Genomic DNA, 13,662 nt, shown 5'->3' with positions numbered 1-13,662 from the left:
CGCGCCGGCCGCCCCGCGCTGCCGCCCCGACCGGTGCCCGTCGATTCCCGTCCCGCGCACAGCTACAGTGGCCCAAGCGGCCGGCCTTCGTCCCGACCCGCCGCCCCGGCGCGCTGCCCGCAGCGCGCACATTCGAGAAGAGCAGGAGCACCCCATGGCCGCCAGCGATCGCCACGGTCGGGTCGCCGAGGTCATCGCCGGCCTGCTGGGGCCCCTGCTGACGCCCATGGGGCTCGTCGTCGAGGACGTCGCCGTGACGCCAGCCGGCAAGCGCCGACTCGTGCGCATCAGCGTGGACCGCGACACCGGCGCGCTGCCGCCGCAGGACGACAGCAGCCCGGTGCCCCCCATCAGCCTCGACGAGGTCGCGGAGGCTGCTCGCGTCATCGACGCGGCGCTGGATGAGCGCGAGCCGTTCGGCGACGCGCCGTACGTCCTGGAGGTCACCTCCCCCGGCGTGCAGCGCCCGTTGACCGAGCCGCGGCATTACCGCCGCAACGTCGGCCGACTGGTGGAACTCTCGCTGCGCGAGGGCACGATCGTCGCGGGGCGGCTGGTGGCGGCCGGGCCGGCGCAGCTCACGGTGGCGGGGGCGGACGACGTACGCCGCGTGCTCGAGCTCGCCGACGTCGCCCGGGGACGCGTCCAGGTCGAGTTCGCGCGGGCCGACGAGTCGGCGGATGACCTGGCCGAGGACCCGGACGAGGACCTGGCCGACGGCCTGGCCGAGGACGCGGCCCCCGGCGAACCCGCAGAAGACGAGGAGTTCTGATGGACATCGACCTTGCCGCGCTTCGCGCGCTGGAGCGGGAGCGCGACATCTCCCTCGACGTCATCATCCCGGCGATCGAACAGGCTCTCCTGCTCGCCTACCACCGCACGGAGGGGGCCTACAAGACGGCGCGGGTCGACCTCGACCGCAAGACCGGCCACGTCGTCGTCTGGGTCCGCGAGGACGCGCCGCTGTTGGAGGACGGCACCCGGGGTGACCCGGGCCCCGAATTCGACGACACGCCTGCGGGGTTCGGCCGCGTGGCCGCGTCGACGGCCCGCCAGGTGATCGTGCAGCGCCTGCGGGAGCTGGAGGACGACGCGGTGCTCGGCGACTTCCGCGGCCGCGAGGGCGACATCATCACGGGCGTCATCCAGCAGAGTCAGGGGCGCACGGTCCTGGTCGACCTCGGCACGGTCGAGGGCGCGCTGCCGCAGGCCGAGCAGGTGCCGGGGGAGACCTACAAGCACGGCGAGCGGATCCGCTGCTACGTGGTCAGCGTCAAGCGCGGCCCGAGCGGGCCGCAGATCGGGCTGTCGCGCACGCACCCCAACCTGGTCCGCAAGCTGTTCGCGCTGGAGGTGCCGGAGATCGCGGACGGCACCGTGAAGATCGAGGCGCTGGCCCGCGAGGCCGGGCACCGGACCAAGATCGCCGTCCACGCGAGCACCCCCGGCATCAACGCCAAGGGGGCCTGCATCGGGCCGATGGGGGCGCGGGTCCGGGCCGTCATGGCCGAGCTGCGGGGCGAGAAGATCGACATCGTCGACTTCTCCCCCGACCCGGCCGAGTTCGTCGCGGCCGCGCTCTCGCCCGCGCGGGTCTCCTCGGTCGAGGTGGTCGACCCTAAGTTGCGCTCGGCCCGGGTGGTCGTCCCCGACTATCAGCTCTCCCTGGCCATCGGCAAGGAGGGCCAGAACGCGCGGCTCGCGGCCAAGCTGACCGGCTGGCGCATCGACATCAAGCCGGACACGGGCGCGCCGCCGGCGGGGGACCGCGCAGGTCGTGCCGCCGAAAGCCCCGGCGGTCAGGGCGCGGACCCGGGTACGTCCTGACCCGTGGGAGCGGGTAGCATGGTCGAGGCCGATTTTCCTGGGCCCTCAGTCAGTCTGCGCACCTGCGTCGGTTGTCGTGCCCGGGGGGAGCGGTCACAGCTCCTGCGGGTCGTCGCACGCGACAGCGGGGACGGTCTCGTCCTCGTGCTCGACGTACGGCGCCGCCTGCCCGGACGCGGCGCGTGGCTGCACGCGCGGATCGAGTGCCTCGATCAAGCCGTACGCCGTAAGGCGTTCGGACGCGCCCTGCGGGTCGGCGCGGCCATGGACCCGGGCGACCTGGCGGCGCAGATCTCGGCCCTGGCCGAGGGGAGTGGCACGACACCGGAGCCGTCATCCACGGCGGCCTCGGCCGATGAGAACCGGAAGCGGGTTTGACGCTGATGAGCACGCGATGAGTACTCAGCAATGAGCACCGCCCAGCTTTAAGCATGGTTCGAGGCCTCGACGGCGCGGACCATAGACAGGAGAGATGTGGCTAAGGTCCGGGTCTACGAGCTCGCCAAGGAGCTCGGAGTCGAGAGCAAGGTCTTGCTCGACCATTTGAAGAGCAGCGGCGAATTCGTCCGATCGGCGAGTTCGACCATCGAACCCCCCGTGGTTCGCAAACTGCGTGAATCCTTCCCCGCGGAGCTGGCCGGCAAGTCCGGCGCGGCCGCCCCGGCGGCCCCCGCCGCCAAGGCGCCATCCGCGACGTCCGCGCGTCCCGGCCCGATGCCGCGCGCGCCGAAGGCGGCGGACCCGGCGCGTACGCCGAGCGCCCCCGCCACCCCGGCGGCCCCGCCAGCGTCGGAAGCTCCCGTGGAGTCGGCGCCGTCGGCTCCCGCGGCCGCGCCCGCCCCGAGCGACCCGCGGCCCCCGGTGTCCACCGAGCCGTTCTCGCCGGCCGCGTCGGCAGCGCCGGCGGCCTCGGACACCGCTGCGGCGCCGGCCGCACCGGCTCCGGCCAAGCCCGGGATGCCCGGTCCGCGGCCGGCCGGCAAGCCGGTCCCGAGCGCTCCCGAGTCCCGCGAGACGCCGGCGGCAGCCGCATCCGCGACGCCCTCGGCGGCCCCGAGCCGCCCCGCCGGGCCGACCCCCGGCCCGCGGCCCTCGGCCCCGCGTCCGGGTGGCGACGCCCGTCCCGGCCCGCGTCCGGGCGGCTCGCCTCGGCCCGGCAACAGCCCGTACGCACCTCAGCAGGGCATGCGCACCGGCCGCGAGGGTGGCCCTCGCCCCGGCAACAGCCCGTACGCCGCGCAGCAGGGGATGCCCCGACCCGGTCAGCCCCGGCAGGGCGCGCCCGGCACGGCAGGTCCCCGACCCGGCGCACCGCGCACCGGGGCACCCGGCGCGGGTGGCCCGCGTCCCGGGGCCGGCGGCCCCCGTCCCGGCGGTCCGCGTCCGAACCCCGGCATGATGCCCGACCGCGCGTCGGTGCCCAGGCCGGGCGAGCGTCCGGCGCGTCCCGGCGGTCGGCCGGGCCCGGGTGGCGCGGGCGGTCGGCCAGGCGCCGGTGGCGGCGGCTTCGGCAACCGCCCCGGTGGCGGCGGCGGACGTCCCGGCGGTCCCGGTGGTCGCGGCGGCACGCAGGGCGCGTTCGGTCGCGGCGGCGGCAAGAGCAAGCAGCGCAAGAGCAAGCGCGCGAAGCGGCAAGAGTTCGAGCAGATGCAGGCGCCGACGATCGGCGGCGTGCAGGTTCCCCGCGGGGACGGCTCGACGATCGTGCGGGTTCGCCGCGGCGCCTCGCTGACGGACTTCGCCGACAAGATCAACGCGAACCCGGCGAGCCTGGTCACCGTGCTTTTCCACCTGGGCGAGATGGCCACCGCGACGCAGTCCCTCGACGAGGACACGTTCAAGATCCTCGGCGAGGAGCTGGGCTACGACATCCAGGTCGTCTCACCGGAGGACGAGGAGCGCGAGCTGTTCGAGTCCTTCGGCATCGACCTGGAGGCCGAGGCCGAGGAGGAGGACGAGAGCCTGCTCGAGCCGCGGCCGCCGGTCGTGACCGTGATGGGCCACGTCGACCACGGTAAGACGAAGCTGCTGGACGCCATCCGGCACGCCAACGTCATCGACACCGAGGCCGGCGGCATCACCCAGCACATCGGTGCCTACCAGATCACCGCCGAGCACGAGGGCAACCAGCGGGCCATCACCTTCATCGACACCCCGGGTCACGAGGCGTTCACCGCCATGCGAGCCCGTGGTGCCAAGGTCACCGACATCGCGATCCTCGTGGTGGCGGCGAACGACGGCGTGATGCCGCAGACGATCGAGGCGCTGAACCACGCCCAGGCGGCCGACGTGCCGATCGTGGTGGCGGTCAACAAGATCGACGTCGACGGCGCGAACCCGGCGAAGGTGCGTCAGCAGCTCACGGAGTACGGCCTGATCGCCGAGGAGTACGGCGGCGACACCATGTTCGTCGACGTCTCGGCCAAGCAGCGCCTCAACATCGACGACCTGCTCGAGGCGGTCCTGCTCACGGCGGACGCCGCCCTGGACCTGCGCGCCAACCCCGACAAGGACGCGCGTGGTGTCGCGATCGAGGCCAACCTCGACCGTGGCCGTGGTGCGACCGCGACGGTGCTGGTCCAGTCGGGCACGCTGTGCGTCGGCGACTCGATCGTCGCGGGCAGCGCGCACGGCCGCGTGCGGGCCATGCTCGACGAGCACGGCAACAACCTCGACGTGGCGTTGCCCTCGCGGCCGGTGCAGGTGCTGGGTCTGTCCAGCGTGCCGCGCGCGGGCGACACGTTCATCGTCGCTCCGGACGACCGCACGGCCCGCCAGATCGCCGAGAAGCGCGAGGCGGCGGACCGGCAGGCGAGCCTGGCGAAGGCCCGCAAGCGGATCAGCCTGGAAGACCTCAACGAAGCCCTGGCCGCCGGCAAGGTCGAGACGCTCAACCTCATCCTCAAGGGCGATGTCTCCGGTTCGGTGGAGGCCCTGGAGGACGCGTTGCTGCAGATCGACGTGGGCGACGAGGTGGACCTGCGGATCATCGACCGCGGCGTCGGCGCGATCACGATGAACAACATCAACCTCGCGGTGGCCTCCAGCGCGGTCATCATCGGCTTCAACGTGCGGGCCGAGGGCCAGAACGCGGAGTACGCCGAGCGCGAGGGCGTCGAGATCCGCTACTACAGCGTGATCTACCAGGCCATCGAGGAGATCGAGGCCGCGCTCAAGGGCATGCTCAAGCCGGAGTTCGAGGAGCACGAGCTCGGCACGGCGGAGATCCGCGAGATCTTCCGGTCCAGCAAGTTCGGCAACATCGCCGGCTCGCTGGTGCGCTCCGGCGAGATCAAGCGCGGCGCCCGCGCCCGCATCACCCGCAACGGGGTGGTGGTCACCGAGAACCTGGAGATCGCCGGGCTGCGGCGCTTCAAGGACGACGTGACGGAGGTCCGCGACGGCTACGAGTGCGGCATCAACCTCGGATCGTTCAACGATCTGCAGGTGGACGACCTGATCACGACGTACGAGATGCGCGAGAAGCCGCGGGCCTGACCAGCGGAAGGCGCGCGGCCGACACCGCGCGCCTGACGAAGGCCCACGGACGAACGGTCGGCGGCCCCTCGGCGCAGCACGCGCCGTGGGGCCGCACCGTGCGGTAGCCCGCAGCAAGCAGCGAACGAAAGGAACTCGCCATGGCCGACCCGGCACGCGCCCGCAAGATCGCCGATCGGATCAAGGTCATCGTCGCGGAGACGCTGGAACACCGGACCAAGGACGAGCGGCTGGGGTTCGTCACCGTGACCGACGTACGGGTCACGGGCGACCTCCAGCAGGCCTCGATCTTCTACACGGTCCTCGGCGGCGAGGAGGAGCGGGCGGCGACGGCGGAGGCGCTGGAGGCCAACAAGGGGCGGATCCGCTCCGCGGTCGGGAAGGGCCTTGGCATTCGGTTGACCCCGAGCATCGCGTTCCACGCGGACGCGATCCCGGAGGGCGCGGCGCACCTCGACGAGCTGCTCCTGGCCGCGAAGGCGCGCGACGAGGAGGTGGCGGCGGCGGCGCGGGGCGCGAGCTTCGCGGGCGACGCCGACCCCTACAAGAAGCCCGCCGTCGACGACGAGGAGTAGGCCGTGGCTCGGCCGCCGGATCCCCTGGTGGGCGACGGCGTCCTGCTGGTCGACAAGCCGGCGGGGCTGAGTAGCCACGCGGTCGTGGGGGCCTGCCGGCGGATCTGCGGCACGCGCAAGGTCGGCCACGCGGGCACCCTGGACCCGATGGCCACGGGGTTGCTGCTGGTCGGGGTGAACCGGGCGACGCGCCTGTTGACGTTCCTGGTGGGCTGCGACAAGGCGTACAACGCCACGATCCGACTCGGCGTCAGCACCGTCACCGACGACGCGGAGGGCGAGGTGCGCGCCGTCGCCCCGGCCGGGCACCTGTCGGACGCGGCGATCGAGGCGGCGGTCGCCGACCTCACCGGCGACATCGAGCAGGTCCCCAGCGCCGTGAGCGCGATCAAGGTCGACGGTGTCCGGTCGTACGCGCGGGTGCGCGGCGGCGAGGAGGTGGCACTGGCGGCGCGGCCCGTGCGCGTCGACCGGTTCCTGGTGCGTCGCCGGCGCGACGTGGTGCTGCCGGACGGTACGTCGTCCGTGGACCTCGACGTCACCGTGGACGTCTCGTCCGGGACCTACGTGCGCGCCCTGGCCCGCGACCTCGGGGCGGCGCTCGGCGTCGGCGGGCACCTGACGGCGCTGCGGCGCACCCGCGTGGGCTGCTTCGACGTGGCCGCCGCCCACCCCCTCCCCGCGCTGGAGGAGGCCCGCCGGGTGGCGCCGCCCGGCGCCTCCGGGCTGCCGATGGTCGGGCCGGCGGAATTGACGCGGGCCGTCATGCCCGGCAGAGAGCTCGACGAGGTCGACGCCCGCCGCCTGGCGCACGGCGCCGCGCCCCCCGTGTCGGGCCCCTTTCGTGGCCTGCTGGCGGCCTATGATCCCGCGGGCAGGCTCGTCGCCGTTTTGGAGCAAACGGACCAAAAGGTCAATGTCAAGGCGGTATTCGCCAACGATTGGTAAAAGACGTCAGTTCTGTCGATGCCATTGTCATGCTTCTCGTCATGCCTGTTATGGTCCGAATATGGAGCAAGCCGAGGTCGAGGCGTTTTGGGCGGACGCGCGCCTGCGGACCCGGTTGGCCCGGCCCGTAGGCTCCGCGGACAGCCAGACCCTCGGCCCGATTCCCCCGCGGGCGTGGGCTTTCGGCGGGTCGCCGGAGCAGGCGGACGAGCTTCTCGACCTGGTGTTGCGGGGCCTGAAAACGGCGACGGCCTCGTCGCTGTGGGATTACGAGCATGAGGGCGAGGAGCTGCCCCAAGTCGGTCGCTTGACTATCATCCTCGACGGCGACGAACGCCCCCGGGCTCTCATCCAGACCACCTCGGTGGACATCGTTCCCTTCGATCAGGTCGGGCAGGAACACGTCGTCGCCGAGGCCGAGGGTGACCTTTCGGTGGCGCATTGGCGTGAAGTGCACGAATGGTTCTTCCGGGAAAACTCCTCGAGCCCGCGCCGATTCGAGCCGGACATGCCGGTGGTGCTGGAGCGGTTCGCGGTGATCTACCCGTCGGCGGCCGAGCGTGCCGCCGGAGGGCTGACTGCGAGCTGGTGAGCCTGCTGAAAGCGGCCACGCCTCGGCGTGGCTAGAGTGAGCCGCGTGTTGCGCTGGAATGCCGTGGACGAGATCCCCGATGACCTGGGTGGCTGTGCAGTCACCCTGGGCAACTTCGACGGGGTCCACCGCGGCCATCAGGCGGTGCTGGCCGAGCTGGTGATGCGGGCCCGAGCGGACGGCGTACCGGCAGTCGCCGTGACCTTCGAGCCGCACCCGCTCGCCGTGCTGCGTCCTGACGCGGCCCCCCCGATGGTGGGCACGCTGACGCAACGGCTCGAGCTGCTGGAGGCCGCGGACCTCGACGCGGTCCTCGTCATGGAGTTCACCCACGAGCTCGCGGCCTGGACGCCGGAGCAGTTCGTCCGGCGCGTCTTCTGTCGCGGCCTGCACGCGCGCGTGGTGGTGGTCGGGCAGGACACCCGGTTCGGCGCCCGCAACGCCGGGGACGTCACGACGCTGCGCGAGCTGGGGGCCGACTGCGGCTTCGACGTCGTCGTCGTCAACGACCGGGGGGATCGCGCCGACGCCACGGAGGCGACCCGATGGTCCTCCTCCCAGGTCCGCCGGCTCGTGGCCGAGGGGGACGTGGCGTTGGCCGCGCACGTGCTCGGCCGCCACCACGAGGTGGCCGGCGTCGTCGTGCACGGCGACCACCGGGGGCGCTCGCTGGGCTACCCGACCGCGAACCTGTGCCAGGACCCGGAGGGGCTGATCCCGGCCGACGGGGTCTATGCCGGGTGGCTGGTCCGGTGCGCCGCGCCCGCCGACGATCCGGACCGCAGGATGCCGGCGGCCATCTCGATCGGCACGAACCCGACGTTCGACGGGCACCAGCGCCGCGTGGAGGCGTACGTGCTGGACCGCCTGGATCTGGCCCTGTACGGCGAGCGGGTCTCGATGGAATTCGTGGAGCGGCTGCGCCCGACGTACAAGTTCTCGGGGGTCGAGGAACTGCTCGAGGTGATGGCCGGCGACGTGCGGCAGTCCCGACGCATCCTCGGCGTCGCCGACCCCGGACCGGCCCCGGGGCGCTGAGCCGTGCCGTCCCGCGGCTACGGGTCCTATGAGCCGCTGCGGCCAGCCCCACCATGGTGGCGCCGTCGGCCCCGCCCGGGCTGGCATTCCGCCTGGTTGCGGACGGCCATTCTCGGCCCGCTCGGCTGGGCGGCCTTGATCGGAGCGTGTCTGGTGGCCGGCGCCCTTGGCGCCCTGTTCGCGATCTGGCGGGGCTGGCCGGTGCCATGGGCCGCGCTTGCCGCAGCAGCGGCGGTCGTGGCGGGGCTCGTGCTGGCGGACCGGCGGAAGTGGGCCGGGATGACCACTCGCACGGGGTTCCCCGCGCCGGCGGGCAGCGGCGGGGCAGAGGTGTTCGCCGACCGGATCCGCCGCGGGCTGGAGGAGGCCCGGGTGGCCGCCGACGTGACAGTGGTGACCCCTCCCGGCCCGGGTCCGGAGATGATCGCCGGAGGCCACCCCGATCGACCCGGTGCGGGTGCCCACGTCCAGGTGTCCTACCGCCGCGCCGACCGTCTTGAGGTCGGCCGGGTCCTCCACGGGCTCGGCGTGCGCCTCCCCGACCCGGGGAACTCCCGCCTCCGTCACCGGCGTACCGGCGGGTAGGGCAGAATCGGGGCATGTCGCCACGACGCACGACCCAGGTCTCGCTCCCGCCCATCCCGCGCACCTGGCAGGACATCGCGGCCAGCCCGGCCGTGATGCGCCGGGCGCTCAACCTGTGGCCGCCGTACCTGGCCGCCGGGGTCCGGATCACGGAGCTGCTGCCGGGTTTCGCCGGCGCGACGGTAACGCTGCGGGTGCGGCCATGGAACGCGAACTACTTCGGGACGGCGTTCGGCGGCACCCTGTTCGCGATGTCGGACCCGTTCTGGGTCCTGCTGCTGATCAACCGGCTCGGGAAGGACTACTCGGTGCTCGATGCGAAGGCCGAGATCGAGTTCCTGGCGATGGGCCGGGGGGACCTGCGCACCACCTTCGAGGTGCCGCAGTCCCTCGTGGATGAGCTGCGCGCGGAGGCGGATTCGGGGGAGAAGGTGCTGCACTGGCTGACCAACGAGGTGGTCGACCGGCAGGGCACCGTGGTCGCTCGCATCCGCAAGCAGATCTACGTCAAGCACCGCCCGCGTCGCGCGTCGGTCACCCGGAACGATCAATAGGCCCCGATCCGGCCCGGACCCGGAGCGATTGCGAGGTATTGATCGCCGCGCGTGACGTCGCGCGGGGCGGCAGGGCGCTGCGGCCCGTAGGGAGAGGCTCGCCTAACCTGGGGGGCATGCCTGGAGAGAACCGGTTCGCCGACCTGGAGCCGCTGCTGGAGCGCGTGGCCAAGCCGATCCAGTATGTCGGGGGCGAGCTGAACTCCCAGGTCAAGGACTGGGACTGCGGCGGCGTCGGGCCGGGTGGCGAGGAACTGACCGTCCGGTGGGCGTTGATGTACCCCGACGCCTACGAGGTCGGCCTGCCCAACCAGGGCGTCATGATCCTCTACGAAGTCCTCAACGAGCGCGCGGACGCGCTGGCTGAGCGGTCCTACGCCGTGTGGTCGGACCTCGCGGCGCTGATGCGCGAGGCGGGGGTGCGGCAGCTCACGGTGGACGGGCACCGGGCGGTGCGCGACTTCGACCTGTTCGGGCTGAGCTTCCCGACGGAGCTCAACTACACGAACATGCTCGAGGCGCTCGACCTGGCGGGTATCCCGCTGCATTCCGCCGACCGCGCCGATGACGACCCGCTGGTCGTCGTCGGCGGCCACGCCAGCTTCAACCCCGAGCCGGTGGCGGACTTCGTCGACGCCGTCATCGTCGGCGACGGCGAGCAGGCCGTGCTGCGGGTGACCGACCTGGTGGGGGCCTGGAAGTCCGAGGGCCGACCGGGTGGCCGGCGGGAGATCCTGGAGCGGCTGGCCCGCGACGGGGTCGCCTACGTCCCGGCGATGTACCGGGTCGAGTACACGCGTGACGGGCGCATCGAGCGCGTGGTGCCCACGGCACCCGGCGTCCCGGCGCGGGTCGCCAAGCACACGGTCATGGACCTCGACGAATGGCCGTACCCGAAGACGCCGCTGGTCCCGCTCGCCGAGACCGTGCACGAGCGGATGAGCGTGGAGATCTTTCGGGGCTGCACGCGCGGCTGCCGGTTCTGCCAGGCGGGCATGATCACGCGGCCGGTGCGGGAGCGCTCGATCACGGGCATCGGCGCGATGGTCGAGCAGGGGCTGGGGGCGACGGGGTACGAGGAGGTCGGCCTGCTGTCACTGTCGTCTGCGGATCACTCCGAGATCGCGGAGATCACGCGGGGGCTGGCGGATCGGTACGAGGGGACGCAGACCGGGTTGTCGCTGCCGTCGACCCGGGTGGACGCGTTTAACATCGACCTGGCCAACGAGCTGTCCCGCAACGGGCGGCGGTCGGGGCTGACGTTCGCGCCGGAGGGGGGCTCTGAGCGGCTGCGCCGGGTCATCAACAAGCAGGTCAGCGAGCAGGACCTGATCGACACGGTGGCGGCGGCGTACGCGGCGGGCTGGCGGCAGGTGAAGCTCTACTTCATGTGCGGGCTCCCCACGGAGACCGACGAGGACGTGCTGGGGATCGCGGAGCTGGCCGCCAAGGTCATCGACACCGGCCGGAGGGTGAGCGGCCGCAAGGACATCCGCTGCACGGTCTCGATCGGGGGGTTCGTGCCCAAGCCGCACACCCCGTTCCAGTGGGCAGGGCAGCTGTCCGCGCCGGAGACCGACGCGCGGCTGCGCAAGCTGCGCGAGGCGATCCGGGCGGACCGGCGCTACGGGTCCAGCATCGGGATCCGCTATCACGACGGCGAGCCCGGCATCGTCGAGGGCCTGCTGTCCCGGGGCGACCGCCGGGTGGGCGGCGTCATCGAGGCGGTCTGGCGCGACGGCGGCCGGTTCGACGGGTGGAGCGAGCACTTCAGCTACGAGCGGTGGATGCGGTGCGCCGCGGAGGTCTTCGGCGAGCTCAACGCGGCGCATGGGTGGGAGCTGTCGGCGGACTGGTACACCACCCGCGAGCGCGACCGCTGGGAGGTCTTCCCCTGGGACCACATCGACAGCGGGCTGGACCGGGACTGGCTGTGGGACGACTGGCAGGAGGCGCTGGAGGAGGCCGGGCAGGAGGACTGCCGGTGGACGCCGTGCTTCAACTGCGGGGTCTGCCAGGAGCTCGGCACGCACATCCAGGTCGGGCCGACCGGCGGGTCGTTGCGGTCGTGAGCGCGCCGGACGACTGGGCGGATCCGCGGGGCGGGTATCCCCAGGCCTCGCCCCGCAAGACGGCCGGCGGGGTTCGGGTGCGGGCGGCCGACCTGCTGAATCTGGGCGATGTCGCGGACATCGCCCGGCTGCGGGGGCAGTGGTCGGAGTACCTGGGGTACGGCGCCGACCCGACGTACGAGGAGCGCGTCGCGGACTTCCTGGCGCGGCACCGCGACGTACGCCGGATCTGGCTGGCCGACGTCGCCCCGATGAGCGGGTTCGCCCCGATCGGCGGAGGGCGTCAGGCGGTGGGGATGACGAGCCTGGAGGTCTTCGAGCGGCTGCCGCACCGGGGGCGGCCGACGGCGCGGTGGGGCTACGTGGCCAACGTCTGGACCGACCCGAGCTATCGACGGTTGGGGATCGCCCGGGCGCTGATGGCGGCGTTGCTGGCGTGGTCGCGGGAGGAGCGCTTGGTGCGGCTGGTGCTGAACCCCAGCGAGATCTCCAAGGACCTGTATGCCGGGTTGGGGTTCCGTCCGGCGGACGACCTGATGCGCCTCGACCTGCGGTGAGGACGATCCATTACGAGTTGTCGCAGGCCCACCGGGAGCAGCTCTTCGCGTTCTACTTCGCGCAGTGGTGGTGCGCCGGCCGGACCCGCGAGCAGGCGGAGCGAGCGCTCGCGGCCAGCTATGTCGTGGTGGTTTGCGACGAATCGGATCGGCTGGTCGGCTTCGCTCGGATGCTGAGCGACGGGGCGCTCTTCGCCTGGCTGGGGGATGTGACGGTGCGGCCCGAGCTGCGCGGCACCGGCCTGGGCGCCACGGTCGTGGAGGCTGCGCTCGCGCACCCCGCGCTGCGCGCGGTGGGGAAATGGGACCTGACCTGCGTGCCGGACATGGACGCGTTCTACGCGCGCTGGGGATTCGCCGACCCGGCGCCGTCGCTCGCACACGCTGCGCCTGACGCGCCCCTGACGCGTGACGCGGCGGAGGCGCCGACCGACATCCGGCTCGGCATCTTTCGGCTGACGCCCGCGGCCAGACCAGCGAATACCGGTCGGATGCCGGCTGACCTGCCCCGGGGGACATGCTGCCGGAGCGACACGCCCCATCGCCCAACGGCCTAACCGCCCAACCGCAGGCCGGACCAGTAGGGCACGTCGCACTGACCGGCGTCGTTGAGTCCCGTAGCGAGGGCGGTGCCGTCCGCCCGAAGCCCGACCGTGTGGGCGGCGCCCGCGGCCACCGCCACGATCCCCGCCCACCCGGCCACGTCGCATTGGCCGTGGCTGTTGTCGCCGGTGGCCAGGACGCGCCCAGACGCCGTCACCGCGACGGTGTGGTGACTCCCGGCCGCTACCGCCGTCACCTCGCGCCAGTCCGCGACCGCGCAGGCCCCGGCGGCGCCCGCGGCGACGACGCGGCCGTCGCTCGTCACTCCGACCGAGTGCAACGAGCCGGCCGCCACCTGCACCAGTCCGGCCCACCCCGCGACGTCGCCCTGGCCGCGGCGGGTGAGGCCGGCGGCCACCGCCGTACCGTCGGCCCGCAACCCCAGGGAGTGCCAGTCGCCGCAGGCGACGGCGACGATCTCGCGCCACGAGTCGACGTCGCACGCGCCCTCGTCGGCCCGCCCGGCCGCGCGGACGCGGCCGTCGCGCAGCACGGCGAGCGTACGCCGCCACCCCGCGGCAACGCCGACGACGTCGCCCCAGGACCGTACGTCGCACTGCCCGGCACCGTTCCAGCCGGTGGCCAGGACCGTCCCGTCGGCGCGAAGGCCGACCGTATGCGAGCGCCCCGTGTTCGCGGCCGCGTGGACGTTGCCGGCGGCGACGGCCACTACCCCCGTCCAGCCGCCCACGTCGCACTCGCCGCCGGACCGGCGTGACCGGGTGGATGCGCCAGACCCGCCGGGCTCGCCGGACCCGCCGGACCCGCGGGGCCCGGCGCCGCAGGCGAGCACCATCCCGTCGGCCCGGATCC

14 protein-coding genes are annotated in these 13,662 nt (G+C 73.0%); 13 read left to right on the top strand and 1 reads right to left on the bottom strand.

All coding sequences use genetic code 11. The features are described from left to right. Positions 1-154 precede the first annotated feature (154 nt). The 13 genes from rimP to IPK37_00430 all read left to right on the top strand — a co-directional run bounded on the left by rimP (position 155) and on the right by IPK37_00430 (position 12,803). On the top strand, positions 155-772 hold the full coding sequence (gene rimP, locus IPK37_00490; protein QQS01023.1) for a ribosome maturation factor RimP: 618 nt from the start codon (positions 155-157) through the stop codon (positions 770-772). Next, positions 772-1,827 carry a transcription termination/antitermination protein NusA gene (gene nusA / locus IPK37_00485; protein ID QQS01022.1) on the top strand — a complete coding sequence of 352 codons (1,056 nt, stop codon included), beginning with the start codon at positions 772-774 and terminating at the stop codon, positions 1,825-1,827. Before rimP ends, nusA begins: the two co-directional genes overlap by 1 nt. Before the next feature lie 18 nt (positions 1,828-1,845). Further along, a complete protein-coding gene (locus tag IPK37_00480) occupies positions 1,846-2,205 on the top strand; it encodes a YlxR family protein (protein QQS01021.1) in 360 nt (119 codons plus the stop codon). 96 nt (positions 2,206-2,301) lie between these two features. Further along, a complete protein-coding gene (gene infB, locus IPK37_00475) occupies positions 2,302-5,325 on the top strand; it encodes a translation initiation factor IF-2 (protein QQS01020.1) in 3,024 nt (1,007 codons plus the stop codon). 140 nt (positions 5,326-5,465) lie between these two features. Next, on the top strand, positions 5,466-5,900 hold the full coding sequence (gene rbfA, locus IPK37_00470; protein ID QQS01019.1) for a 30S ribosome-binding factor RbfA: 435 nt from the start codon (positions 5,466-5,468) through the stop codon (positions 5,898-5,900). A 3-nt stretch (positions 5,901-5,903) separates the two neighbouring features. Continuing rightward, the gene (truB, locus tag IPK37_00465; protein ID QQS01018.1) at positions 5,904-6,848 is read left to right on the top strand and encodes a tRNA pseudouridine(55) synthase TruB; all 945 of its coding nucleotides are present in this window, start codon (positions 5,904-5,906) and stop codon (positions 6,846-6,848) included. A 61-nt stretch (positions 6,849-6,909) separates the two neighbouring features. Next, positions 6,910-7,440: an ASCH domain-containing protein gene (locus IPK37_00460; GenBank protein ID QQS01017.1), complete on the top strand. Its 531-nt coding sequence runs from the start codon at positions 6,910-6,912 to the stop codon at positions 7,438-7,440. A gap of 45 nt (positions 7,441-7,485) precedes the next feature. Beyond that, positions 7,486-8,478, top strand: coding sequence for a bifunctional riboflavin kinase/FAD synthetase (locus tag IPK37_00455; GenBank protein QQS01016.1), 993 nt, complete (start codon positions 7,486-7,488; stop codon positions 8,476-8,478). Between the two features lie 153 nt (positions 8,479-8,631). After that, positions 8,632-9,063 carry a hypothetical protein gene (locus IPK37_00450; protein QQS01015.1) on the top strand — a complete coding sequence of 144 codons (432 nt, stop codon included), beginning with the start codon at positions 8,632-8,634 and terminating at the stop codon, positions 9,061-9,063. Positions 9,064-9,158: 95 nt separating this feature from the next. Then, positions 9,159-9,617, top strand: a complete 459-nt coding sequence (locus IPK37_00445; GenBank protein ID QQS02574.1) for a DUF4442 domain-containing protein — start codon at positions 9,159-9,161, stop codon at positions 9,615-9,617. A 116-nt stretch (positions 9,618-9,733) separates the two neighbouring features. Continuing rightward, positions 9,734-11,689 carry a TIGR03960 family B12-binding radical SAM protein gene (locus tag IPK37_00440; protein ID QQS01014.1) on the top strand — a complete coding sequence of 652 codons (1,956 nt, stop codon included), beginning with the start codon at positions 9,734-9,736 and terminating at the stop codon, positions 11,687-11,689. After that, on the top strand, positions 11,686-12,246 hold the full coding sequence (locus IPK37_00435) for a GNAT family N-acetyltransferase (protein ID QQS01013.1): 561 nt from the start codon (positions 11,686-11,688) through the stop codon (positions 12,244-12,246). The genes IPK37_00440 and IPK37_00435 overlap by 4 nt, the downstream gene beginning before the upstream one ends. Further along, positions 12,243-12,803: a GNAT family N-acetyltransferase gene (locus IPK37_00430; GenBank protein ID QQS01012.1), complete on the top strand. Its 561-nt coding sequence runs from the start codon at positions 12,243-12,245 to the stop codon at positions 12,801-12,803. The genes IPK37_00435 and IPK37_00430 overlap by 4 nt, the downstream gene beginning before the upstream one ends. On the opposite strand, the gene IPK37_00425 is transcribed toward IPK37_00430, so the two are convergent. Next, on the bottom strand, positions 12,800-13,645 hold the full coding sequence (locus IPK37_00425; GenBank protein QQS02573.1) for a chromosome condensation regulator: 846 nt from the start codon (positions 13,643-13,645) through the stop codon (positions 12,800-12,802). The genes IPK37_00430 and IPK37_00425 overlap by 4 nt on opposite strands. Between the last annotated feature and the right edge of the window lie 17 nt (positions 13,646-13,662).

It is taken from the genome of Austwickia sp. (assembly GCA_016699675.1).
Lineage (GTDB): Bacteria > Actinomycetota > Actinomycetes > Actinomycetales > Dermatophilaceae > Austwickia.
The sequence above is the reverse complement of the archived record's forward strand: the minus strand, read 5'-3'. Positions and strand labels throughout refer to the sequence as shown.

Bases quoted from the DNA above. Each gene is read 5' to 3' on its own strand.
- IPK37_00425 (QQS02573.1), bottom strand. From the start codon at position 13,645: ATGGTGCTCGCCTGCGGCGCCGGGCCCCGCGGGTCCGGCGGGTCCGGC.
- rbfA (QQS01019.1), top strand. From the start codon at position 5,466: ATGGCCGACCCGGCACGCGCCCGCAAGATCGCCGATCGGATCAAGGTC.
- IPK37_00480 (QQS01021.1), top strand. From the start codon at position 1,846: ATGGTCGAGGCCGATTTTCCTGGGCCCTCAGTCAGTCTGCGCACCTGC.
- IPK37_00445 (QQS02574.1), top strand. From the start codon at position 9,159: ATGCGCCGGGCGCTCAACCTGTGGCCGCCGTACCTGGCCGCCGGGGTC.
- IPK37_00440 (QQS01014.1), top strand. From the start codon at position 9,734: ATGCCTGGAGAGAACCGGTTCGCCGACCTGGAGCCGCTGCTGGAGCGC.
- nusA (QQS01022.1), top strand. From the start codon at position 772: ATGGACATCGACCTTGCCGCGCTTCGCGCGCTGGAGCGGGAGCGCGAC.
- IPK37_00460 (QQS01017.1), top strand. From the start codon at position 6,910: ATGGAGCAAGCCGAGGTCGAGGCGTTTTGGGCGGACGCGCGCCTGCGG.
- rimP (QQS01023.1), top strand. From the start codon at position 155: ATGGCCGCCAGCGATCGCCACGGTCGGGTCGCCGAGGTCATCGCCGGC.